The sequence below is a fragment of the Nonomuraea sp. SYSU D8015 genome (genome assembly GCF_008065375.1).
GTDB lineage: Bacteria > Actinomycetota > Actinomycetes > Streptosporangiales > Streptosporangiaceae > Nonomuraea.
The window spans coordinates 92,195-116,078 of record NZ_VJYI01000006.1; the positions used below are offsets into that span (position 1 = coordinate 92,195).

A 23,884-nucleotide genomic window follows, 5' to 3' on the forward strand; every position below is an offset into this window, starting at 1 on the left:
CGTGGGCTGGCTGACGGCGTTCTTCTCCTGGCTGGGTGAGTTCTTCGGCAACCCCGAGAACTGGTCGGGGCCCGACGGCATCCCCATGAGGCTGCTGGAGCACCTGGAGTTCTCCGCTCTGGCTCTGGCGCTGGCCGCGCTGATCGCGGTGCCGCTGGGCCTGCTGATCGGCCATACCGGGCGGGGCGAGGTGCTGGTCGTCGTCTCGGCGAACCTGGCCCGGGCGCTGCCCACCCTGGGCCTGCTGGTGATGTTCGTGCTGCTGCTGGGCGCGGCCTCGATCTGGCCGGTGATCATCCCGCTGGTGCTGCTGTCGGTGCCGCCGATCCTGGTGAACACGTACGAGGGGATCAGGGGGGTCGATCCGGAGCTGCGGGACGCGGCTTACGGGATGGGCCTGCGCGGCCCGCAGGTGCTCCTGCGGGTGCTGGTGCCGGTCGCGCTGCCGCTGATCCTGCTGGGCTGCCGGCTCTCGGCGATCCAGGTCGTGGCCACCACCACGGTCGCCGCCTACACCGGGCTGGGCGGCCTCGGACGTTACGTGATCGACGGTTTCGCGACAAAGGATTACGCGAGCGTCGTCGGCGGTTCAGTACTGATTGTGCTGTTCGCGCTGGTGGTGCAGACCTTGTTCACGCTCGCCCAGAGAGTGACGGTCTCGCCGGGGGTGAGCCAGCGACTCAAGGTTCGATAGTCTCCTGTATTACCTCCCGCTTAGAAGGGAAAAGCAAGATGAGACGCAAGTACGGCATCGCGGGGGCGCTGGTCTCGGCGATGCTCGCACTGGCCGCCTGCGGTGGTGGCGGCACCGGCACCGCGGGCAACCCGCTCGACACCACGAGCGCGGCACCCAGCGGCACGGCCTCTGGCGGGGGTGGTAAGGCCATCATCGGATCCGCCGACTTCGACGAGAACGTGCTGCTCGCGTCGATCTACGCCCAGGCGCTGGAGGCCAAGGGCGTGCAGGTCGAGGAGAAGCCGCGCATCGGCAGCCGTGAGGCGCTGTACGACCAGGTCAAGAGTGGCGGCCTGACCATCGTGCCGGAGTACAACGGCAACCTGCTGGCCTTCATCGACAAGACCGCCACGGCCGCGACCACTGAAGAGGTCGACGCGGCGCTCAAGGAGAAGCTGCCCCCCGAGCTGGAGGTGCTGGACTCCTCGCCGGCCGAGGACAAGGACAGCCTGTCCATCACCAAGGACACGCAGACCAAGCAGTCGCTCAACACGATGGAGGACCTCGCCAAGGTCTCCAAGAACATGATCGTCGGCGGCCCGCCCGAGTTCAAGGAGCGGTGGGAGGCGCGGTTCAAGGAGGTCTACGGGATCGAGTTCAAGGAGTGGAAGCCGACGGGGCCGACCACCGCGGACGCGATCAAGGACGGTTCGATCCAGGTCGGCAACGTCTTCACCACCGACCCCAAGATGACGGCCAACAACCTGGTGCCCCTGCAGGACCCCAAGAACATCTTCCCCGCCCAGAACGTGACGCCGCTGCTCAACAAGGCGGCCGCCACCGACACGATCAGGACCACGCTGAACTCCATCTCGGCGAAGCTCACCACGCAGTCCCTCCTGGACATGATGCAGAAGATCTCCGTCAACAAGGACGAGCCCGCCACGGTGGCCAAGGAATGGCTGACCGCGAACGGTCTCGCCTGACCGTTGAGAGGCCCTGGCGGTGAGCGAGTTCACGGAGGCAATGGCCCAGCTCGCCGCCGGGGTCGCGGTCGTGACCGTCCGCGACGGACGAGACGACCTCGGGACGACGGTGTCCGCCCTGATGTCCGTCTCCCTGGAGCCCCCGCTCGTCCTGGTCAGCCTGGCCAGCCGCAGCTATCTCAACGAGGTCCTGCTCCGGCAGGACCGCTGGGCGGCCTCCCTCCTGTCCTCCGGCCAGGCCGCCATCGCCAGCCGCTTCGCCACCCCGGGCCGGCCCAGCGCCCGCCTCCTGGTGGCCGGCATCCCGCACCACCGAGGGCCGCACACGGAGGCGTTGGTGGTGGAGGGCGGAGTGGCCGCTCTTGAGGCCGAGACCACAAAAGTGATCCCAGGCGGCGACCACACCCTCTTCCTGGCCGCCGTCCTGGCCGTCTCCTACGTGAACCCGGCCCTGCAGCCCCTGGTACGCCTTCGCGGCCGCTACCGCCCCATGGGGGCGTGATCATGCGCCGAGAACCCGCTCCCTAAACGACGTTGATCCTGGCCCAGACTTTGTGCCCCACCCCGTCGTCACCTTCGTAGCCCACATAGTCGGCGATCGCTCCGACCACAGCCAAGCCGCGCCCATGCTTTGCACTGGTCCGTCGAGGCATGTTGAGACGGGGAGTTCCGCCCCAGCCGCAGTCATAGACGGCGACGGTCACCGTGCTCGTGGTAGGGCCCGTCTCCCGTGACGTCGCCTCCTGGGAGGTACGTTGGATCGATACCTACCTGCCGCATCGTGTCCAGGAGACGATCTGGATCGCTCCCATAACGCCATGCGGGTTTCCTCGGGTCGAAGGAAGTGAGCCGATCTCCGTCGATGGCATACACGAACAGGTCGGTTGCGTAGTCGTGCCGTAGAACGGATACGAGCGAGACGTAGTTGTCCCGCCCTTGAGCCACTCTAGGATAGTTTGATCAAGAAAAGGTCCAGCTTCAGAACGCAGTTGTTTCCGTACCGATCTCGGTGTTGACCGATACAAGTCGGTGCTATCGCGAATTGGTCCTGTGTTTACCGCCTGCAGTTGCTTCAGCAGTCCCTCCGTGGCGATGTCCTGGGAAGCGGGCCGTTCCGGATAACCGCGGGAGCGTTCGTGGTCGTTCATGAACGCTTCCTGATCTTCGGGAGTCCGTGGCGCCGGTTCGCCCTTGTAGTAAAATCGCATCATTTTCGGCACGAGAATCACGAGTTCACGATGTGAAGGGGGCTCACGGATTATGGCCGTTGAACATGTAGAATGCGATGTTTTCCATCACCTTCAGTAAGCGATAGTCATCGTTCTGCCTCCGCTGGCCGACGACGACTTCCCGCGCTTGCCTGATCGCCGCCTTGCAGCCCGGGTACGGATCCATCGACAGCGGGGCGGCGAGCGCTTTCAGTGCGTGACGCTTCTATGTTTGTCAAGCGGCCTGCGCGGCGGGTGGCGGGTGTTCGAGGGCGCGGTAGATCTTGCGGGCGAGGTAGCGCTTGAGACAGTGGATGCCTTCGCGCCGGGTTTTGCCGTCGCTGATGCGTCTGGCCAGGTAGTCGCGGGGTTTCGGGATCGCAGCGCTCGAGGGTGAGGGCGATGTGGTGCAAGGCGCGGTTCAGTGCGCGGTCGCCGAAGGGGTTGAGCCGGTGGCGGGTGTGTTTGCCGCTGCTGGCCTCGATGGGGTTGACGCCGGCCAGGGCGGCGAAGGCTGCTTCGTTGCGGAAGCGGCCGGGGCCGGACCAGGAGACCCAGCATTGGGCGGCGGTGATGACGCCGACGCCGCGCATCTGCAGCAGGTGGCCGACATGCCGGACGACGAGCTCGGCCAACTCGTCGTCGGCAGCGTGCACTTCGGCGGTCAGGTCGCGGATGCGGCGGGCCAGGCGCTGCATCACGGTGCGGCGGATGCGTTCTTCGGCATCGGCGACGGCCGAAGGGCGTAGGCGCAGGCAGGCGTCGATCAAGGCATGCCTCTTCAGGGCGCGCAGTCGTTGCCGCAGGGGTTCGGGCGCGGTCAGGATCAGAGCCTTGAGCTGGTTGAACGCGCCGGTGCGCGCCTGAATCGCGCTTTCGCGGGTGACCAGAAGCATGCGTGTCGCCTCTCGCGGACCGTCAGCGCGTGGGAACGGCGGTCTGCTCTCGGCCGAGCGCTTCTCGGGCGGCCCGGCGGGCGTCCAGCGCGTCGCTTTTGCCGCTGCCGCGACGTCGGACGCGCTTGGGCCGGTCGGACTCGATGACCTGCTGGCCGACCTGGCGCAGGGCACGCACGAGACCGGCGCCGTGGCTGCGGGTGCCCTCGATCGCCCACACGACCTTCGGGCCCGGGGTGTGCTCGCTGGCCCAGCGCACCAGCCGCGCGTACCCGTCGGCATCGGCTGTGACGGTGATGGCGGCCAGCTCGCCACCCACCGGGTTGACCAGGCAGGCGCTGTGACTATCGCGGTGGGTGTCGACTCCGATGACGGCATCTACTGACTCCGACAGCATGGCCATCTGCGGCTCCCTTGCGTCCGGCGGTGTTGGGGGCGTGGCCTGGACGATGTCACCCGCGCGGACACATCTGTGAGGAGTCACACCAGCGGCGGACAGGCTTCTGATCAAGTCAGCGGGGGTGAGCCGGGCCGGTATCGGCGACCATGGGGACACGTCACGCGCAGGGCACACCACGGGGTGGCCAGATCCTTCGAGAGTCACCCGAGATCGCCGATACCGAGCCTGTCAGCGCTTCGCCTCAAGCGCCACCACCAGACTCACAGATCCTTCATCAGGAGCCTGCCCCAGTCGGTGTCTGGATCAGGCAGTCCGGCATTCGCGTTCTCGTCCATGACCTCGGTGGCCCGCCCCCGGAAATCGTCGGCCAGCGTCACAAGACGGTCGTTCAGCGCTCGTACGGATTCTCCACGACGGCCGGCCCCGATGGCGGCCAGGGCTTCGTCGATGTCAGGGCCCTCCAGCCCAGCTGCACGCACAACCATCTCGGACGCGATCAGCGGCATTTCAGTAAAATCGTCCTCCGGAGGGTTCGCCGCGATGGCCTCGACGCGGGGATGGCGGGCGACCAGCTCCCGCTTTTCCTCATTCAGCGCCAACGGGGTTCTCGCGGCCGGCTCCTCGTCGTCCTGCCGGATGATGTTGAGCACCAGGTGGGTTCGCTCTTCCACGCCTGGTCGACGGGCAGACCGGTGATCTGTTCGGCGAGGGTGAACGACACGGCCAGCCAGTCGTCGCCCCACTGCTCGGCCGTGACACCGTAGGTCTGCGCCCAGTCCAGGTACTCCGGCTCGGCCGCCGTGGTGCCCTGCCGGACGGGGTCGAAGATGTTCTCCAGCTTCCCGTCCGCAGCGTAGGCGAGGGTGGCATCGAGTTCGATGGTCCACGCCAGGGCCAGGGCCTCACCACCGGCTGACAGGCGTCGGAGCATGTCACGGCGGGCCCCCATGTACCGGGTGAATTCAACGACCATAAGCCAGCCGGGCGACTGAGTTATGAGAATAATGGCCTCGTCGTCATCCAACTCATAGGATTCGTACAGGTCATTGAAGTCGCCTTCGGCGAGTTGCTCCGGTCGCCCACCGAACGCTTGGACGACGTCACGGATATTCTCGCCGCGCACCCAAGTAAGACAGGCCGGGTCTTCGAATATCGAGTGAATCGTTTCCTTGTACAACAGAAAGCTGGACACTCTTCTCGCCTCAGGGTAGACGTAGCCACTAAATGGCGAATGGTGCGGGGCGCTTCGATCTCGACGCGCTTGTTGTCTTTCTTGGCTTGGGCTAACGCGGCGTCGGTCGGGGCGTTGGCGTTGGCCGGCGGGGTTGTGGGGTGGGGGATGGCGTGGGGGCCCCGGGCTGAGGCTCACCAGGCTGGAGTCAGGGAGGGGACGTGGCCATCAACCGTGATCAGCGCCGGCTGCGAGAGATGGAGGGCGCGCGAAAGAAGCCGGCTGTCCGTTCCTGTTGGGTCGCAGTCGTGATATTGGGCCTGTGTGAAACTCTTCTGATTCCGTCGCATCGAAGGATCGTGGTTGGCTTCTGTGTGATCGTGAGTCGGGTCCTGCTCGGCGCGGTGTACTACTCCCACCTCTGGTTGGAGTTGGTCCTCGCCTGCGGCCTGGGCTGTCAGGCCGCGCGTCCGGCGGCGATCCGGGGCCTCCGCCGTGCGATGACGACATGAGCCGATCTTCGTCAGACTTAACACGTGCCCTTCGGCAGATTTAACGCAGGACCTTCGGCAGACGTAACGTCGATGCTAGTCTGGCACCGTGCGAGAAGCGATCGACTACCTCCCTCGACGTGCTGCTTCACTTGTCTACGAGGCGTTGGAAGACACGCGGGTCGTCGTCATCAACGGAGCGCGCCAGGTGGGCAAGAGCACACTCGCGGAAAGGGTGCTGCGGCAGGTTCCCGGCGGTGTCGCACGCTTCCTCGACGAGCCGGTCACACGGACGGCGGCGCAGGAAGACCCGGTCCGTTTCGTACACCACGACAGTCTCATGCTGATTGATGAGGTCCAGCGAGTGCCAGACCTCTGGCTGGCGATCAAGTACATGGTGGACCGCGATCCGCGTCCTGGCCGCTTCCTTCTCACCGGCTCTGCTCGGCTACTCGCGTTGAGGAGCCTTCCGGACGCGTTGCCCGGCAGGTCTGAGACCATCGAACTCTGGCCGCTCTCACAAGGCGAGATCGAGGGCCATGAAGACGGTTTCGTCGACGCCGTCTTCGCATTGGGCGCTGATCTGCGCGCGGAAGAACGTGGGCTGAGGCGTAAGGACTATCTGGCACTAGCCACCCGGGGTGGGTACCCCGAGGCGGTGAAACGGACCGCCCCCCGACGACGTAAGCGCTTCTTCGAGGGCTACATCGCAGATTTGATCGTCCGCGATGTGAAGCAGATCGCTGAGATCGAGCGCACAGCCGACATGCGCAGGCTCATGTCCTTGCTCGCCGCACAGACCGGCGGCCTGCTCAACATCAATCGCCTCGCAAGCGAGTTGGGACTGCCCAATCCGACCGTACGCCGCTACGTCGACATTCTGGAGATCATCTTCCTGGTCCGCTTCATTCCCGGATGGTCATCGAACGCCACGACACGAGCCGTGGCAACCCCAAAAGTGATCTTCGTGGACCCCGGCTTGGCGGCCTACCTCACCGATGGGGACGTCAGCGACAGCCGCGTCGGCGGTCTGCTGGAGAACTTCGTGCTTAGCGAGATCACCAAGCAACTGACCTGGGCCAGGACGTCGGCTCGCCTCTACCACTACCGTGACCGCGACCAATACGAGGTGGACGCGATCCTGGAGAACAACGCGGGCGAGATCATCGGCATCGAGGTGAAGGCGGCGGAGACCGTCCGCCGCGACGACTTCCGAGCCCTGAGACTACTCCAAAGGCGCCTCGGGGATCGCATGAAGGGAGGCTTCGTCCTCTACTGTGGATCTGAGTCGTTGAGCTTCGGTGAAGGCCTCACCTGCCTGCCCATCTCCGCGCTGTGGACGACGCAGGCGGAAACCTGATCCTGCTCGCGTGAGTCGCTTGGACAAGAGCCCGCCGTGAGATCACAGAGGGCCTCTGACGTGAAGTGGCCTTGGGCGTCACGCAGTTCACTCAGGCTTGGCGAGGAGGAAAGCCGACGACCGATTTCAAGAAGTGGAGCGATGTCCGTGACGGACATATCGAGCGGGCCGGGGGAGAGAAGGCGCTGGCCGAGACTCGGGGCATGATCGAGGCGTATGTGCGCGCATGGCACCTGGCCGAACGGCGCAAGAACGCCGGGCTTACGCAATCCGAGGTGGCCGAGAAGATGGGCGTGACCAAGATGCGCGTGTCCCAGATCGAGAACGGCGATGTGACCTCGGTAGAAGTGCTGGCTCGCTCCGTCGAGGCCATCGGAGGGCGGGTGGGGTTGACCGCCACGTTTGATGACGGCAGGTATCGCATGGGCGACGCGACCGCGGCCATGTGACCGTTTGAAGCCTTGAGCGTTCTTCCCGATGGTCGTTTCGGGATGAGCAGGGCTTGCAAGTGCTGGGTCAGCGGATCGTGTACCACTCCGGCAGGATCAGCGGGCCGGCGGCGGGCAGCCCCAGTTCGGCTGAGAGGCGAGCCAGCGGGCCCCAGGCGTCCAGGCGGACCCGCGCCAGCGCGGCCGACTTGTCCTCGCTGGACTCGGGTCCGCGCAGCCGCTCCAGCACGTTGAGGCGCGGATACATGCGGACCGGGGCGTCGTCGGCCAGCCCTGCGCGCTTCCTGGCGAGGGTCAGCGCGTCCTCCAGGCCGCCCAACTCGTCCACCAGGCCGTGCTTGTGCGCGTCGGCGCCGGTCCAGACGCGGCCGCGGGCCAGCTCGTGCGTACGCTCCCGGGTGAGGTTGCGGCTCTTGGCGACCTTGCCGACGAAGTCGTCGTAGATGCGGTCGAGCCAGACGTTGATGCGTTCCCACTGCTCGGGGGAGAAGCCGCGGGAGGTGGAGAACATGCCGGCGTTGGCGCCCTCCGCCACCATTTCCGAATTTATCCCCATTTTTCCGAGCAATTCGGAAAGGACGGGCTTGCCGCCGTACACGCCGATGGAGCCCGTCAGTGTGCCCGGCTGGGCCACGATCACGTCGGCGGCCATCGACACGAAGTAGCCGCCGGACGCCGCCAGGTCACCCATGGAGACGATCACCGGCTTCACCTTGCGGGTCAGCGACACCTCGCGCCACACGGTGTCGGAGGCCACGTACGAGCCGCCGGGGCTGTCGACGCGGAAGACCACGGCCTTGATGTGCTCGTCGCGCCGGGCCGCCCTCAGCGCGGCGCTGATCGTGTCGGAGCCCATCGCGCCGCCCCCGCCGAGCGGGCTCCGGCCGCTCCGCCCGGTCTTGATCATGCCGGTGCCGTGGACCAGCGCGATCCCGTCCGCCATCGGGTGCGGCAGCTTCCGCACGGCCGCGGCGCGGGCGTACCTGGCCACGTACAGCAGATGTGCGTCACCACCGGTGGCCTGCTTGACCTCGTCGTGCACTTCGTCCCGGTACGCCAGTCCGTCGACCAGCCCGGCCTCCTGCGCCTCCGCGGCCGTGAACGGGCCCCGGTCGATCAGCTCGCGCACCTTGCCCGGGTCGAGCCGACGCCCGTCGGCGATGCCCGCGATCATGGTCTCGGTGACCGACTCCACGATCCTGCTCATGGACTCGCGGTGCGGCTCGGTCATGTGGTCCTGGGTGAAGGTGTTGACGGCCGTTTTGTACTCGTGCCGCTGCCCCGCCTCGAACCCCACGCCCAGCTTCGTCAGCGCCCCCTTGAGGAAGCGCTGCTCCAGCGCCACCCCGGTCAGCCCGACGTCGCCGCTGGGCTGGAGGTAGAGGCGCTCGAACGCGGTGGCCAGGTAGTAGGGCACGGTGCCGCCGCCGAACTCGCCGAACGTCTCGGCGAAGGCCACCGTGAGCTTGCCGGAGGCGCGGAACTGGGTCACCGCCTGGCGGATCTCCTGCACCATCGCGAGCCCCAGCGGATTGGCCCCGATCTTCACGACCAGCGCCTTGACCCTGGAGTCCTGCCTGGCCCGCCGCAGCCCGGACAGGATGTCGGACAGGCGCGTCTTGCGCATGGACAGCACCGCGGCGAGCGGATCCGTCGGCGGGCCCTCCGTGACGCCCTCGGTGAGATCGAGCTCCAGCACCAGCGGGCCCGTGCGCCGCTGGCGAAGCTTGTCGACGGTTTCGAAGATCGCCTTGCCTGCGTCCATAGAGCCACCCTAAGCGACACATTCCGAAATGGGCTCAGGTGTACGGAGGGAAATGGTGTAGACACGTTTCGTGAAAATCATGCCCAAGCCGGCTCGCATCTTCGAGCGAGACGAGGAATGGGCGGGCCTGGTCAGGTTCGCCACCTCGCCCTGCTCGGACGTGCGGCTCGGCATCGTATACGGCAGGCACCGCCACGGGAAGACGTTCCTCCTCGAGGGTCTGGTCCGGGAGGTCGGGGGGTTCATCTTCACGGCGGCGGAGGCGACGCAGGCCGAGGCACTGGCCCGCTTTGGCCGGGAACTGGCGGCAAGGACTGAGGGCGCGCAATACGCGTTCGCCAACTGGGACGAGGCGTTGGAGCGGCTCTTCGCCGTCGTTCAGGAGGGGATCATCGTGATCGATGAGTTTCCCTACCTGACCAAGGCGTCCCCTTCTCTGCCCTCACTGATTCAGCACGCTCTGGATCCGAGGGGGTATGCCCGGCGTGGCAATGCCCGTCTGCTGCTGTGCGGCTCGGCGATGGGGGTGATGGGCCGCCTGCTGGCGGGGAACGCGCCGTTGCGTGGGCGCGCGAGCCTGGAGTTGATCGTCAGGCCGCTGGACTACCGAGCCTCGGCGGAGTTCTGGGGGATCGACGATCCGCGTCTGGCGGTGCTGGTCCACTCCATCGTGGGCGGCACGCCGGCATACCGTCGCGAGTTCGTGGCCGGTGACGCGCCGGCATCGATGAAGGATTTCGACGCGTGGGTCCTGCGTACCGTGCTCAACCGGCAGGTGCCGCTGTTTCGCGAGGCGCGTTATCTGCTCGCCGAGGAGGCCGACATTCGCGACATGGCCCTGTATCACGCGGTGCTCGGCGCCATCGCCGCGGGAAACGCGACCCGGGGTGGCATCGCGAACCACATCGGGCGGAAATCTCCGGACATCGGGCATCCGTTGGCGGTGCTGGAGGACTCTCACCTGATCGCTCGCGAGGCCGACGCGTTCAGGAAGGGCAAATCTCTCTTCCGTATCTGCGAGCCCTTGATTCTCTTCTACGAGGCCGTCATGCGGAGCGAATGGCCGCGGCTGGAGCGCGGCAGGTCCGAGGCGGTCTGGCGCGATGCCCGCGGCCGATTTCTTTCCCAGGTGGTCGGGCCGCATTTCGAGGGGCTGTGCAGGGAGTGGGCTCTGCTCGCCGAGCCCGAGGTCTTCGGCGAGTTTCCTGGAGAGGTGGCCGCGGGCACCGTCGCGGATCCGGGCAACCGGGCGCAGATCGAGATCGACGTCGCGGTTCTCGCCCCCGAGGAGCATGGCCTCCGCGGCGCATCCTGTCTCTCGGCGAGGTCAAGTGGGACAAGGTGATGACGGCAGCGCATGTGGATCGGTTGCGGCGGGCGCGCGACCTGCTGTCGGTCAAGGGCTACGACACCAGCGGCACGGTGCTCGCCTGCTACAGCGGGGCCGGGTTCCAGTCGGACATGCCGGGGGACGTCCGCCGGATCGGGTTGGAGGAGCTCTACGTGCCTCCTTCCGCGTGATCGACCGGGTCGGAAACCGGTGGCGGCGGATCGTGAACTTTTCCCGCTCCCACAGGCTCCAACAGGGAAGCCACCACGTTGAAGCGGGGGAATCATGAACCTCACCACGCGCATGAGGGCCGCTGCCGTGATCACGCTCGCGGCGACCGGCGTCGTCGTGCCCGCGTCGGCCGCGGGGGCGGCCGCGCCCGGCCGGCCGCCGGCCCTGCCGGACTCGGGATCCGGCACCGCCGCCTTCGCCTACCTGTGCGTCAACCCCAAGGACCGCGACGAGATCCCTTCGGGCACCTGCGACACCTGGCGGCTGGTGACGGCCGACGGGCAGATCTTCTCCGTGCCCGAGGCGTTGGGCTGGGAGAAGAGCAAGGATCCCAACTTGCTGGGCGAGGCGGGCTCCTTCGCGATCAGCCCGGACGGAACGCGTGTCGCCTACCACCGGGCCAAGGACGACAGAGTCGTGGTCCGCGATCTGACCTCCGGAGAGAGCTGGACGATCCCCTACCGGGTGCCGCGCGGCTCGCTGGGCTCGCCGTTCAGACTGAGCTTCATCAGGGACGGGAGCCAGTTGGCGATCGACTCGGATGATGCCCCCGCCACGCTCGCCCAGGTGGAGGCCGGCACAGTACGCCGCATGCCCAAGGGCTGGACCCTGCTCGACGCCGATCCGGAGACCGGGCGGATCACTCTGCTCCAGGCGCCCGGGTTGCAGGAGCGCGGGGTGTTCCGCACCGTGGAGGACGGTCGCAGCGTCACCGCCAAGATCCCCGCCAGAGCCGGCAAGCATCTCATTTGGGGCGCGTTCGCCGCACGAGACGGGCGAGCCGCCAACCTGGTGCCCAAGGATCCGCCTGCCTGCGGCCCCGACATGACCCCCGTCTGGCTGGCGGTCTTCTCCACCCGGACGGGCAAGATGACCACGGTCAAGCCGCGGCTGCCGGCGGACGTCCACCAGGCCGACGTGATCGACTGGCTCGGCCCCGAAGAGATCGTCGCGGCCGCGGGACGGGAGCGCCCCGGCAAGACACCTGACACGCCCGTCGGCTCGTACGTCTATGCCATGAACGTCACGACCGGCCAGACCCGCCTCCTCGCCAAGCTGTCGACCGCCGAGCGGATCTACCAGAACCGCCTGGCCGTGGGCGGCTATGCCGCGGCGCAGGGCGAGCCGGCAGCCGGCGCGGTGGCCAAGCCGGGCAAGCGCGGCTGCGAATAGGCAAAAGGGGTGGGTGCGCCAAGAGCGACCCACCCCCTGTCGCGTTTGTCAGCGTACGGCCCGCAGGGCCGCGTACACGTTGATCCTGGGCGTCGTCACCTCGGCGCCCGCGCTCCCGTACGCGATCGGCTTGCCCGTGCGCTTCAGCGCCTCCAGCAGCCGGTCCACGTCGGCGCGGGGGCGCTTCTGGTGGAGGAGGGCGAAGGCGCCCGCCACGTGCGGGGTGGCCATCGACGTGCCGCTCAACGACCCGTACGTGTCATCGACCACCGCGGCCTTGATCGCCATGCCCGGCGCGAACACGTCCAGCAGCGCGCCCCGGTTCGAGAACGAAGCCACCGCGTCCTGCTTGTCCGTGGCCCCGACGGCGACGGCGTTGGAGACGCACGCGGGCCAGGACACCGCCGCGTCGTAGCCGTTGTTCCCCGAGGCGACCACCGTGGCCACGCCCTTGGCCAGGAGCTTGTCCACCTCGGCCTTGAAGTCGGCCCCGTCGCCCGCATCGCAGGCCGTGTCGTACTTGCCGCCGCCCAGGCTCAGGTTCACCGAGGCGAGGTTGTACTGGTCGGCCAGCAGGTCCGCGTACGCCATGCCGGTCAGGATCGAGGAGTCGTACGCCAGGACGCAGACGGGACGGCCCGCGCAGTACGGCGAGTTGTCGAACCGGCTGAAGACCTGCACCGGGATGATCCTGGCCTTCGGGGCGACGCCGTCGGCCGGGAAGTCCGCCGTGGCCTGACCGGCGGCGATGCCGGCGACGTGGGTGCCGTGGTAGCACAGACCGTGCTGCGGCTGCGGCGCGCCCGTCATGCACGCGCTCGTCTCGGCGTCGGCGGCGCCGTCGCCGATCTGGAACTGGCTGCCGTTCGGGCACAGCGGCGTGGAGCCGTCGGCGGGGTCGGCGGCCGAGAAGCAGGCCTGGGCCACGATGCGGCCGCCGAAGGCGGGGTGGTCGGCGTCGATGCCCGTGTCCAGGATGGCGACGGCCGTGCCTCGGCCCGTGAAGCCCTGCCGGTGCGCCCGGTCGGCCCCGATCAGCGGGATGCTCTCCGTCAGCGTGGGCTCGTTGACCTTGTCCTTGCGGATGGAGACGACGCCGGACTGCTCGGCGATCTTCTCCAGTTCGGCCCGGGTGCCGCGGTAGACGAAGAAGTCCAGCTTGCCGGCGACCTCGGAGGGCGGCTCCGCGGTGACGTTTCTCCTGCCCGGCTTGACCTGTTCCGCGTTGGTCTGTACGGAGTCGACCTGGGAGGGTTCCTGCACGCGGACGATGGCGCGGTGCTCGCCGGTCGCGGTGATCGAGGGGTCGATCTTGGAGTCGGGGTCGGCGAGCGCGGGTGTGGCGACCAGCGCGGCCGAAACGGCGGCTAACGCGATGGCGCCGGCCAGCAGAGACGGGAGTCTCAACTGTTTCCTCCGGGGGTTCAGGGGGACTTTGTCACCCGGAGTCTAGTAATGTGACAGCTGGTGTCAGAAGGGGGATCGGGCCGGATTCACGAAATCCGGCCCGATACACGACCTCCCGGCCCCGGTCTGCGGCTCAGGCGGCGGCACGCGCGGCGGAGGCGGAGGCGGTGGCGCGTTCCGCGTCGAGCCGCGCCGTGATCACGGGGATGCCGTCCGCGCGGTACTGGATCGGCGCGCCCGTCACCTGCAGCTGCTGCAGGCTCTGCGCGACCGTGAAGTCCGGGTACGCCTGCTTCATCAGCGCGAACATCCCCGCCACGTGCGGCGCGGCCATCGACGTGCCGCTCATGTCGTAGTACATCCCGCGCGGCACCGCCGAGGTGATGCGTACCCCCGGCGCGAGGAGGTCCAGGAGCGGCCCCCGGTTGGTGAATGCGGCCAGCGCGTCGGAGTTGTCCGTGGCGCCTACCGTGACGGCGGTGGAGACGCAGGCGGGGGCGGAGACGCCGTTCGCGAAACCGTTGTTGCCGGCCGACACCACGGGCGCCACCCCCAGCGACACCAGCGTGTCGAACTCGGGCTTGACCGCGGCGTCGCTCGGGTCGGCGTCGCAGGCCGTGGTGTGGGGGCCGCCGCCGCCCAGGCTCATGTTGACCGCCGCGATGTTGTGGGTCCTGGCCAGCCGTGCCACGTACTCCAGCGCCAGCTTCTGGTTGGAGGTGTAGCTGAGGAGGCACGGCGCCGTCGTGCCCCCGATCCGGCACGTCAGAGGACTGTCCACGCGGCTGAAGACCTGGATCGCGAGGATGCCGGCCGCAGGGGCGACCCCGTTGGCCGGCGCCCCGCGGGTCATCCTGCCCGCCGCGATGCCGGCCACGTGCGAGCCGTGGGCGCAGATGTTGTCCGCCCCGACGACGCACTGAGCGGTCTCGGCGTCCGCCGCCCCCCGGCCGGTCTGGCTGGGCTGGTTGTTCGGGCAGAGCGAGACCGTGCCGTCGCCGGCGTCGGAGGAGGAGAAACATGCCTCGTCGACCAGCCGGCGGGCGAAGAACGGGTGGTCGCGGTCGATGCCCGTGTCCACGATGGCGACCGTCGTGCCCTTGCCGGTCCAGCCCGCTTGGTTCGCCCGGTTCGAGCGGATCAGCCTTGTGCTGGCGTCGAGGGCCGGCGCGCGCAGCTCGTCCTTGTAGACCGACTGGACGCGGCCGTCCTCCTTCAGTTTGGCCAGCATGGGCTGGTCCACCTCGGCGACGAAGAAGTTGGGCGACGCGGCGGCCTCCAGGATCCGGCTGCTCGTGGACGCCTGCCGGAGGTCGTTGGCGACGGCCTCGACGCTCTGGCCGGGCTTGAGCTGGATGATGGAGCGCACCCTCGTCTTGGCTTGGACCTCCTGGGCGAGCGTGGGGCTGATGATCGGGCCGGTGTGGTCGGCGGCGCCGGTGGCGGTGTCGGCGGGCGTCTTGGTCTCGGCGTCGAGCGGCGCGGTGCCCGGCGTGACCGAGACTCCGGGCGCGGTCGAGGTGTCCGGCTGGTCGATGGTGTCGGCGTGGAGCGCCGGGGCCGCGCAGACCAGGACGGATATGGCGGCCAGCGCGGCGGCGCAGGCCGGCAGGGACCGTAGCCTCACTGATTCCTCCGAGGGTCGGCTGTGACGTGCTGATGAGGCTGGAGCCGCGAAGCTCTTCCTGCTCCCGGCTTGCGTACAGCCGCCTACATCCCCACCTGCGACAACTGTGATGTCAGTGACGGATGTGACCGAGGAGAACCATGGATGCGTTTTTGCCTGTTTGAGGCCAAACAGAAAGGCCGGTCAGATACGACCGGCCTTTACCCCGACATTTGGTTACTTGACGGTTTTGAGGACGCTCTTCGCCGCCTTCTTCAGCGCCGCCGTGGACGGCTTGGAGCTCATCCGCACCTTCTCGGCCGCGCCCAGCGTCGTGGTGCCGTTCGTGCCGTGCGCCCAGTTCAGCCAGCCCGTGAGCAACGCGCTGTCCAGCTTGCCCTTGCCGGTCTTCGCGCCCTTCAGCACCCGGTACGCCTTGCCGAGCGACGAGGCCTTCGTCAGCTCGGGGAACACCTTGCTCGACTTGCCGATCAGCTTGAGATAGCAGGCGAGCGTGGCGTCGGGGATCGTGCCGCTGCTGCGGTGGATCTCCACGGCCCACTGCTTGGCCGTCATCTTCTTGGCCGCCGTGCCACGCGTGCAGACCGCGGCCGTGGTGGCAGGCGTCGGCGTGACGGTCACCGTGACCGTGACGGTGGGCAGCGGGACCGGCGAGGCGGACGACGACGGCTCCGGCTCCGGGTCGTCCGCAGGATCATCGGACGGCTCGTCCGTGGGCTCGTCCGACGGCTGGTCGGGCTCGGGGCTCGGGCCGCTCTCCGAGGGCTCCGGGGTGGGGGCGATCGGCGACTGAGAGATGGGCGGCTGCTGCGGTGTCCCGGCCAGGGCCGCCGCCAGGTCCAGGCGCGGCGTGGTGACCTCCGCGCCGTTGGCCTGGTACACGTACGGCCGGCCCGTCTTCTTCAGCGTCTCGATGAGGTCGGTCATCGGCGTCTGCGGGTTGGCCTGCTTCATCAGCGCCAGCGCGCCGGCTACGTGCGGCGTCGACATCGACGTGCCGCTGTGGACGGTCGTCTGGTTGTCCGGCACCGACGACTCGATGCCCACGCCGGGCGCGAAGAGGTCGAGCAGCCCACCCCGGTTGGAGAAGTCCGCGATCGCGTCGCTCCCGTCGTTCGCCCCGACGGCCACCGCCGAGGTGATGCAGGCCGGGTACGAGGCCCCTTCGGAGAACTCGTTCCCCGCGGCGACCACGGTGGCGATGCCCTTGGCCAGCAGCGCGTCGATCTTCGGCTTGAAGATCACGCCCTCCTCGCTGCCGTCGCACTGCGTCTCCGACACCGCCCCGCCCAGGCTCAGGTTCACCGCGGCGACCGGCTGGGTGAGCCCGGCCACGTAGTCCATGGCCAGCCGCAGCGACGACTCGAACGCCAGCAGGCACGACGCCTCGCCGCAGATGCCCTCGTCGTTGACCCGGCTGAACACCTGCACCGCCACGATGCCCGCCCCCGGCGCCACACCGCCCGTGCCTGCCGCGATGCCCGCGACGTGAGAGCCGTGGTCGCACATGTTCACGCTGCCGGCCAGGCACTTCGCCGTCATGGCGTCGGCCGCGCCTTCGCCGATCTGCTCGGCCTGCCCGTTCGGGCACAGCGACTCCACGCCGCTCTCCACGGCGGAGAAGCACGCCTCGGCCACGATCCGGCCGGCGAACCACGGGTGGTCGCGGTCGATGCCCGTGTCCAGCACGGCGACCGCCTGCCCGGTCCCGGTGAAGCCCTTGCCGTGCGCCTGGTCGGCGCCGATCAGCTTGAGGTTGGGCGTCACGTCCGCCGGCGTATACGTGCGGTCCCGGTGGATCGAGGTGACCCGCGGATCCTCGGCCAGCTTGGCCAGCTCTTCCACGGTGCCCTCGACGACCATGAACGACTGGTTCTGCGGCCGCAGCAGCACGTCCAGGCTCTCGGCCGCCGCCTGGCTCGCCACCGGCTCGTTCTGCGCCGGATCGGTCAGCTCGACGATCGCCCGCTCAGTGCCGCCGTCGGCGCCTAAGCCCTCCTCGACCTTCTGCGAAACGCTGGGGGTGGGGGTCGGTGTCGGGTCGTCTGCGTAGGCCGGGCCCGATAACGGGATCAGGGCCAACGCGATCGAGCACACGATCAGGTGGCGAAGTCGCACGCGTCTTCCTCCGAGGGGGATGATCTCGGAGTTTATGGTGATTTTCCTGGCAGAGACAGGCCCCGGGTCCGCTTTCTCACCGAACTTTCAGCCGACGCACCCGAATCGTTCAGGGCCGCGACCACGGCGGCGAGGGCCAGCCCCGCACCGCCGGCACGCCACACGCAGCGGCACGACCCCGATCGCGGCCTTCACACCTGCACCGGCGTCACCTGGTCTCCACAGAGTTTCACCATGTCATCCACGGCCGAGGTCAGTAACCGACTACTGAGTCCCCTCGTGCGTGAGCCACACCGCGCCCAGCGGCGGCACCCGGAGCGTGGTCGAGTACGGCAGCCCGTGGCACGCCTCGACGGCCGCCTCGACCGTCCCCATGTTGCCGACGCCGCTGCCCCAGTAGTCGTAGGCGTCGGTGTTGACCACCTCGGTCCACTGCCCGGCGTACGGCAGCCCGAGCCGGTAGTTCTCGTGCGGCGCGCCGCTGAAGTTGACCACGCACGCCACCGCGGCCCCGTCCTTGGCGTAGCGCACGAACGAGAAGGTGTTGCCCGAGGCGTCGTCGGCGTCGATCCACCGGAACCCGTCAGGCGTGGCGTCCAGCTCCCACAGCGCGGGCGTCTCCCTGTAGGTCCTGTTCAGGTCGCGGACCAGCCGCTGCACGCCCTGGTGCCCGTCGAACTCCAGCACCCACCAGTCCAGCCCGCGCTCCTCGGACCACTCGGAGCCCTGGCCGAACTCGCCGCCCATGAACAGCAGCTGCTTGCCCGGATGCGCCCACATGAACGCCAGCAGCGCCCGCAGCTGCGCGAACCGCTGCCACTCGTCACCCGGCATCTTGCCGAGCAGCGACCCCTTGCCGTGCACGACCTCGTCGTGCGACAGCGGCAGCACGTAGTTCTCCGAGTACGCGTACAGCAGCGAGAACGTCATCTGGTGATGGTGGTACTGCCGGAAGACCGGCTCATGGCGGAGATACTCGAGCGTGTCGTGCATCCAGCCCATGTTCCACTTGAACCCGAACCCGAGCCCGCCCAGGTGCACCGGCCGCGACACCCCCGGCCAGGCCGTCGACTCCTCCGCCACGGTGGAGATGCCGGGCGCCTCGCGGTAGCACACCGCGTTCATCTCCTTGAGAAACTCGACCGCGTCGAGGTTCTCCCGGCCGCCGTAGACGTTCGGCGTCCACTCGCCCTCGCGCCGCGAGTAGTCCAGGTAGAGCATCGACGCCACCGCGTCCACGCGCAGCCCGTCGATGTGGAACTCCTTCAGCCAGTAGAGCGCGTTCGCGACCAGGAAGTTGCGCACCTCCCTGCGGCCGAAGTCGAAGACGTACGTGCCCCAGTCCGGGTGCTCGCCCCTGGCCGGGTCGGCGTGCTCGTACAGCGGTGTGCCGTCGAAGCGGGCCAGCGCCCAGTCGTCCATCGGGAAGTGCGCGGGCACCCAGTCCAGCAGCACGCCGATGCCGCGCTGGTGCATCCGGTCGACGAAGTGGCGGAACTCGTCGGGGGTGCCGAACCTGGCCGTCGGCGCGTAGTACGACGTCACCTGGTAACCCCACGACCCGCCGAACGGGTGCTCGGCCACCGGCAGCAGCTCCACGTGCGTGAACCCCATGTCGGCGACGTACTCGGAGAGCTGGTCGGCCAGCTCCACGTACGTCAGCCCCGGCCGCCACGACCCCAGGTGCACCTCGTAGACGCTCATCGGCTCGGCCTGCGGGTGCTTGTCCCGCCGGTCCGTCATCCAGTCGTCGTCCTGCCAGCTGTAGGCGGACTTGTCGATCACCGAGGCCGTCATCGGCGGCACCTCGGTGCGCCTGGCCATCGGGTCGGCCTTGTCCCGCCAGACGCCGTCGGCGCCGAGGATCTGGTATTTGTACCGCTCGCCGACCCCCAGCCCGGGAACGAACAGCTCCCACACCCCCGAACGGCCCAGCGACCGCATCGGGTAGGCGGTGCCGTCCCAGTGGTTGAAGTCGCCGACGATCCTGATGCCGCGCGCGTTCGGCGCCCAGACGGCGAACGCGGTGCCCTGGACGTCCTCGTGCTCCATCACGCGGGCGCCGAGCGCCTCCCACAGCCGCTCGTGCCGCCCCTCGCCGATGAGGTGCAGGTCCACCTCCCCCAGCGTGGGCCAGTGCCGGTAGGGGTCGCGGACGGTGTGCGGCTCCGCGCCGGCGTACTTGACGCTGAACGTGTAGGCGGGCACTTTGTCCAGGCCCGGGACCGTGATCTCGAACACCCCGTGGGCCTGGTGTTTCATATCGTGGGCCGTACCGTCGTCCAGCACCACCGTCACCCGCTCGGCGAGCGGGCGGAGCGCGCGGAAGACGACGCCGCCCGCGGCGGGGTGCGCTCCCAGCACGGAGTGCGGATCGTGGTGTGCCCCGCCCGCCAGGCGGTCGAGCTCTGTCCTCATCGGCATGCTCCCAACACTGCCCTATGATGACCGTCCATCCCAGGCACTGCCCGCTTTCATTGCGACAATCACAGAAAGTGCAAAATCCCGGCTTGATCACAAGGGGATGCCGAGACGGATAACTGATCCTTTCCCGGCTCTTGGCTCGACATACTGGTGCGCCGCTCGTCACCCCTCGAGGAAGGCCCGAGCCATGTACCCGCCACCGCCCTCAGCCGGATACCCGCCTCCGCCCCCGCCCTTACGCCCGGTCCGCGGCCTCGCGATCTTCGCGGTGGTGACGCTGGTGTGCGACTCGATCGTCGGCCTCGCCGCCGCGGGGATCGACATCTGGTACGCGGCCCTGATCGACCGCGTGATCGCCGACCCCGACTCCGTGCCGGACACGGAGATCGGCACGGGCGACCTCGTCTACGGGTGGTCCGGCATCGTGGAGAGCGTCGTCTACCTCGTCACGGCGGTGGCGTTCCTGGTCTGGCTGTTCCGGGTCAGGGCCAACGCCGAGATCCTCGCGCCGGACGGGCACCGGCGGGCCGCGCCGTGGCTGATCTTCGGCTGGGTCGTGCCGATCATCTCGTTCTGGTTCCCGAAGCAGATCGTGGACGACATCTGGGACGCCTCCGCCCGCACTCCCTCACCCCCCAAAGGCCTGTTCCACGCCTGGTGGGCGGCCTGGGTGGTGGGAAGCCTGATGTCCAGTGTGGGCTCGCGCCTGCTGTTCAACGCCGATGAGCTCGACCAGATCGCCGCGGCTGCCCGGTTCGACGTGGTGTGCATCGGGGTGATGCTGATCGCCGCCGTGCTCGCGATCTTCGTGGTCCGGCGGATCAGCGACGTGCAGGAAGAGCACCGGTCGGCGGCCTCCAGCGGCTTCCCCGGGGCGTACCCGGCGTACTAGCCACACGCGGCCGGCGGCGCCCTGCTCGTACGACGGGCTGGTCTTACGCGTACGCGGCCAGGAGATCGTCCAGCGGCAGCGTTGTGCCCCGCGCCATCGCGGTCGCGACCCCGTCCCGGCCGAGGGCGGCTTCCACTCCGGTGGTGATCCGGTTCACGTCCCCCCGCTCGGCAGGCGGCAGCGGGGCGCCCACGGACGCCCTGAGGGCCGACGCCTGTCCCAGCAACAGCGCCGCGTCCTCGGGCCGGTCGGCGAGCGCCCGCGCGCCCGCCAGCCCCTCCAGCGCCAGCGCGACGGCCCGCGGGTCGCCGATCTTGCGGGCGGCCGCCAGGCCCCGCAGGTGCAGCTCGAGCGCGGCCGCCGCGTCGCCCCGCTGCTCGGCCGCGAACCCCAGCTCGGCCAGGATCAGCGCCGCCCCCGGCTCGCCCGCCACGTCCATGACCCAGTCCAGCCACTTGCGCAGCAGCCGCTCGGCCTCCTCCAGCCGCCCCTGCCGCCGGGCCGTGAGCGCGAGGCCGAGCTCGGCGAACTCCTCGGCGGGCCGGTTCGACTGCGCCACGGCCAGCCGCCTGGCCCGCTCGTGGTAGTCGTCGGCCGCCGCGTGGTCCCCGTTCAGCATGGCGATCCTGCCCAGCCGCGACAGCGCGTCGCACACCGAGCTCCACAGCCCGAGCTGCTCCGCCATGCGCAGCACCTCCGTGCGGAGCGCGGCGGCCCGTTCGTAGTCGCCGGTGATCTCGGCGAGCGTGCCGAGGTTCTCCGCGGCCCGCATCTCGCCCCACCGGTCGCCGACCTCGCTGAACAGCGCCATCCCCTGCTCGCCGTAGCGTCGCAGCGTCTCGAGGTCACCTCGCATGGCGGCGTATTTGGCCAGCACGTTCAGCGCCGCGGCCGTGCCCCAGGTGTCGCCGAGCGCCTCGAAACCCTCCAGCGCGCTCCGCGCGAGGTCTGCACTCGCCGACAGGTCGTCGTAGCCGAACATCGCGAATCCGATGAACCACCGCGCCCTGGCCCTGGCGAGAGGGTCTTCGATGGCCTCGAACACCGCGGGGTCCGGCACACTGAGCTGCCCGGCCAGCATTCGCAGCCCGCTCAGCCACGTCTCGGCCTCGGCTGCGCCGCGGACGGGCTCCGTGGCGATGGACAGGGCGGCCTCCAGCGCCCGCCGACCCTCTCCGAGTCTGCCGCGCAGCACCCAGTACCAGGCCATGGCGTTCACCAGCCGCACCGCCTCCTCGGCAGCGCCGAGCCGTACCGCCGTCTCCAGCGCCGTCCTCAGGTTGGCGCCCTCGGTGTCGAGCTGCGCGAGCGTGCGCCGCTGCTCGCGCCTCCTCAGGTACGGCTCCGCCCGCTCGGCCAGCGCGGTGTAGTAGCGCAGGTGCCGCGATCCGATCAGGTCGTGCTCGCCCGCCTCCCGCAACCGCTCCTGACAGTAGGCCGCGACCGACTCCAGCAGCCGGTAGCGGGGCGCGGCGGAGCTCCGGAACCCATCGGCCCCAGATCCATCCGCTCGGGGCACGGCGGCCCCAGCGGTGCGCACCACCAGGGAGCGGTCCACCAGCCGGGCGAGCGTGTCGAGCACGTCCACGCCCGGTTCGGCGCACACCTCCTCGGCCGCCTGCAACGTGCAGCCGTCGGCGTGCACCGCCAGCCGCCGCAACACCACCCGCTCGGCCTCGCCCAGCAGCTCCCAGCTCCAGTCGATCATCGCCCGGAGCGTCCGCTGCCGCGCAGGCGCGTCGCGCAGGCCCGCCCCCAGCACCCTGAAGCGATCATCGAGCCGATCGGCCAGCTCACGGACCCCCAACGCCCGCACCCGGGTGGCGGCCAGCTCCAGCGCCAGCGGCAGGCCGTCGAGCCTGGCGCAGATCTCCGCCACGGTGGCGTCCGGCTCGATGCCCGCCCGTGCCGCGAACAACTCCACCGCCGCCTCCGATGCCAGCGGCGGCACGCTCCACAGCGCCTCGCCCTCGATGCGCAGCGACTCCTGGCTGGTGGCAAGGACCCGCAGCCGGGGTGCGGCCCGCAGCAGCCGGGCGGCCACGGCGGCGACCTGCTCGACCACGTGCTCGCAGTTGTCGAGCACGAGCAGCGTCTCCTCGCCGTCCAGGGCGGCCGTCAGCCGGTCGACCATGGAGTCCGCCAGGTCGTCCCGCAACCCGAGCACACCGGCGACCGCCTCCGCCACCTCGACGATCCCCGCCCCCGGCCGCAGCGCCGCCATCTCGACCAGCCACACACCGCCGCCGAACCGGCCCGCGCCGCCGTTGCCCGCCCCGGGGGCTCCCGTGCCCGTGTTGAGTGCTCCGCTCCCGGCGGCGGGTGCGTCGGGCGTCGCCGCGGCCGCCAGGGCCAGGCGGGTCTTGCCGACGCCCCCTGGCCCTGTGAGGGTGACCAGACGGTGGGCCCGGAGCAGGGCGCGGACCTCGGCCAGCGCCGACTCCCGGCCCACCAGGGGCGTCAGCGGCGCGGGCAGGTTCGTACGGGGCCGCGCGGGAGCGTCGAGGGCAGGATCCTGGCGCAGGATCGCCTGGTGCAGCGCCGCCAGCTCCGGCCCCGGGTCGAGCCCCAGCTCGTCGGCCAGCCGCCGCCGCAGATCCTCGTACGCCGCCAGCGCCTCGCCCTGCCGCCCCGCCAGGTAGAGGGCCCGCACGTGGACGGCCCGCAGCCGCTCCCGCAGCGGATGCCGGGCGACCAGATCGGCGAGGTCGGCGGCGACGAGCGCGTGCTCGCCGAGCTCCACCCGCGCCTCGGCCAGCGACTCCACCGCCACCATCCGCTGCTCGTCCAGCCGCGCCACGGCGGCCTGCGCGAACGGCTCGTCCGCGAACTCGACGTAGGCGCCCCCGCGCCACAGCTCCAGCGCCTCCTGCAGCAGCGAGGCGCGTACTGAGGGGTCGCCGGTCCGCCGCGCGCGCCCGAGCAGCGCCTCGAACCGGCCCCCGTCCACCGACTCGGGCTCCACGCGCAGCACGTAACCCGGCGCCTGGTAGGCCACCAGCTCCCGATCCCCGAGCACGCGGCGCAACTGCGACACCTTCACCCGCAGCGCCGCCAGCGCGTCGGCAGGCGGGCGATCAGCCCAGAGGTCTTCCACCAGCCGGTCGGCGGAGACGGGCCGGCCGGCGTGGATCAGCAGATCGGCGAGGAGCGCCCGGACCTTGACCTCCAGCACCCGGACCGGCTCCCCGCCCGCCGTCCACACCGCGAGCGGCCCCAGCACCCCGAACCGCATCTGCCCCCCATAAGGATCTCCGAATCAGACCATAACCGCGCCCTC

The 23,884-nt window shown here is 69.3% G+C and carries 21 protein-coding genes; 10 read left to right on the forward strand and 11 right to left on the reverse strand.

The annotated features are described in order from the left end of the window. Window position 1 precedes the first annotated feature (1 nt). From ID574_RS25670 to ID574_RS25680, 3 genes are read left to right on the forward strand one after another with little or no spacing between them, the layout of a single operon-like run. Entirely contained in the window at window positions 2-694 is a 693-nt protein-coding gene (locus ID574_RS25670; RefSeq protein ID WP_188191531.1) for an ABC transporter permease, read from the forward strand. Between the two features lie 38 nt (window positions 695-732). Beyond that, entirely contained in the window at window positions 733-1,662 is a 930-nt protein-coding gene (locus ID574_RS25675; RefSeq protein ID WP_188191532.1) for an ABC transporter substrate-binding protein, read from the forward strand. A gap of 19 nt (window positions 1,663-1,681) precedes the next feature. Next, window positions 1,682-2,164 (forward strand): flavin reductase family protein, encoded by a 483-nt coding sequence (locus ID574_RS25680; protein ID WP_223167060.1) that lies wholly within the window; start codon window positions 1,682-1,684, stop codon window positions 2,162-2,164. A 182-nt stretch (window positions 2,165-2,346) separates the two neighbouring features. Here the strand turns inward: ID574_RS25680 and ID574_RS62870 are convergent, their stop codons facing one another. The 5 genes from ID574_RS62870 to ID574_RS25700 form a co-directional block, all read right to left on the reverse strand. Then, window positions 2,347-2,607 (reverse strand): DUF6461 domain-containing protein, encoded by a 261-nt coding sequence (locus ID574_RS62870; RefSeq protein ID WP_223167061.1) that lies wholly within the window; start codon window positions 2,605-2,607, stop codon window positions 2,347-2,349. 370 nt (window positions 2,608-2,977) lie between these two features. Further along, the gene (locus ID574_RS60110; RefSeq protein ID WP_223167062.1) at window positions 2,978-3,766 is read right to left on the reverse strand and encodes a transposase; all 789 of its coding nucleotides are present in this window, start codon (window positions 3,764-3,766) and stop codon (window positions 2,978-2,980) included. A 22-nt stretch (window positions 3,767-3,788) separates the two neighbouring features. Further along, window positions 3,789-4,169, reverse strand: coding sequence for an IS110 family transposase (locus ID574_RS60115; protein WP_223167063.1), 381 nt, complete (start codon window positions 4,167-4,169; stop codon window positions 3,789-3,791). A 257-nt stretch (window positions 4,170-4,426) separates the two neighbouring features. After that, on the reverse strand, window positions 4,427-4,816 hold the full coding sequence (locus tag ID574_RS25695; protein ID WP_188191534.1) for a hypothetical protein: 390 nt from the start codon (window positions 4,814-4,816) through the stop codon (window positions 4,427-4,429). Continuing rightward, window positions 4,756-5,358, reverse strand: coding sequence for a DUF6461 domain-containing protein (locus ID574_RS25700; RefSeq protein WP_188191535.1), 603 nt, complete (start codon window positions 5,356-5,358; stop codon window positions 4,756-4,758). Before ID574_RS25700 ends, ID574_RS25695 begins: the two co-directional genes overlap by 61 nt. A gap of 200 nt (window positions 5,359-5,558) precedes the next feature. Between ID574_RS25700 and ID574_RS25705 the strand changes: the two genes are divergently transcribed. The 3 genes from ID574_RS25705 (at window position 5,559) to ID574_RS25715 (ending at window position 7,637) form a co-directional block, all read left to right on the forward strand. Continuing rightward, complete coding sequence (locus ID574_RS25705; protein WP_188191536.1) at window positions 5,559-5,849, forward strand: hypothetical protein; 291 nt, start codon at window positions 5,559-5,561, stop codon at window positions 5,847-5,849. 88 nt (window positions 5,850-5,937) lie between these two features. Next, window positions 5,938-7,188, forward strand: a complete 1,251-nt coding sequence (locus ID574_RS25710; RefSeq protein WP_188191537.1) for an ATP-binding protein — start codon at window positions 5,938-5,940, stop codon at window positions 7,186-7,188. A gap of 71 nt (window positions 7,189-7,259) precedes the next feature. Continuing rightward, entirely contained in the window at window positions 7,260-7,637 is a 378-nt protein-coding gene (locus tag ID574_RS25715) for a helix-turn-helix domain-containing protein (protein ID WP_223167064.1), read from the forward strand. A gap of 67 nt (window positions 7,638-7,704) precedes the next feature. Here the strand turns inward: ID574_RS25715 and sppA are convergent, their stop codons facing one another. Continuing rightward, window positions 7,705-9,402 carry a signal peptide peptidase SppA gene (gene sppA, locus ID574_RS25720; RefSeq protein ID WP_188191538.1) on the reverse strand — a complete coding sequence of 566 codons (1,698 nt, stop codon included), beginning with the start codon at window positions 9,400-9,402 and terminating at the stop codon, window positions 7,705-7,707. Window positions 9,403-9,481: 79 nt separating this feature from the next. Here sppA and ID574_RS25725 point away from each other — a divergent pair, with 79 nt between their 5' ends. From ID574_RS25725 to ID574_RS25730, 3 genes are all read left to right on the forward strand, one after another. Further along, a complete protein-coding gene (locus ID574_RS25725) occupies window positions 9,482-10,747 on the forward strand; it encodes an AAA family ATPase (protein WP_223167065.1) in 1,266 nt (421 codons plus the stop codon). Then, window positions 10,747-10,923 (forward strand): hypothetical protein, encoded by a 177-nt coding sequence (locus ID574_RS60120; protein ID WP_223167066.1) that lies wholly within the window; start codon window positions 10,747-10,749, stop codon window positions 10,921-10,923. The genes ID574_RS25725 and ID574_RS60120 overlap by 1 nt, the downstream gene beginning before the upstream one ends. Window positions 10,924-11,017: 94 nt before the next feature. Beyond that, window positions 11,018-12,136, forward strand: coding sequence for a hypothetical protein (locus ID574_RS25730; RefSeq protein ID WP_188191539.1), 1,119 nt, complete (start codon window positions 11,018-11,020; stop codon window positions 12,134-12,136). A 48-nt stretch (window positions 12,137-12,184) separates the two neighbouring features. On the opposite strand, the gene ID574_RS25735 is transcribed toward ID574_RS25730, so the two are convergent. The 4 genes from ID574_RS25735 to glgB form a co-directional block, all read right to left on the reverse strand. After that, window positions 12,185-13,543: a S8 family peptidase gene (locus tag ID574_RS25735; protein ID WP_188191540.1), complete on the reverse strand. Its 1,359-nt coding sequence runs from the start codon at window positions 13,541-13,543 to the stop codon at window positions 12,185-12,187. Between the two features lie 133 nt (window positions 13,544-13,676). Further along, complete coding sequence (locus ID574_RS25740; protein ID WP_188191541.1) at window positions 13,677-15,170, reverse strand: S8 family peptidase; 1,494 nt, start codon at window positions 15,168-15,170, stop codon at window positions 13,677-13,679. Between the two features lie 216 nt (window positions 15,171-15,386). After that, the gene (locus ID574_RS25745) at window positions 15,387-17,288 is read right to left on the reverse strand and encodes a S8 family peptidase (RefSeq protein ID WP_188191542.1); all 1,902 of its coding nucleotides are present in this window, start codon (window positions 17,286-17,288) and stop codon (window positions 15,387-15,389) included. 264 nt (window positions 17,289-17,552) lie between these two features. Continuing rightward, window positions 17,553-19,706, reverse strand: coding sequence for a 1,4-alpha-glucan branching protein GlgB (gene glgB / locus ID574_RS25750; RefSeq protein WP_188191543.1), 2,154 nt, complete (start codon window positions 19,704-19,706; stop codon window positions 17,553-17,555). A gap of 193 nt (window positions 19,707-19,899) precedes the next feature. Between glgB and ID574_RS25755 the strand changes: the two genes are divergently transcribed. Then, on the forward strand, window positions 19,900-20,604 hold the full coding sequence (locus ID574_RS25755; RefSeq protein ID WP_188191544.1) for a DUF4328 domain-containing protein: 705 nt from the start codon (window positions 19,900-19,902) through the stop codon (window positions 20,602-20,604). Between the two features lie 43 nt (window positions 20,605-20,647). Here ID574_RS25755 and ID574_RS25760 read toward each other — a convergent pair whose 3' ends face one another. After that, complete coding sequence (locus ID574_RS25760; protein ID WP_188191545.1) at window positions 20,648-23,839, reverse strand: AfsR/SARP family transcriptional regulator; 3,192 nt, start codon at window positions 23,837-23,839, stop codon at window positions 20,648-20,650. Window positions 23,840-23,884 lie beyond the last annotated feature (45 nt).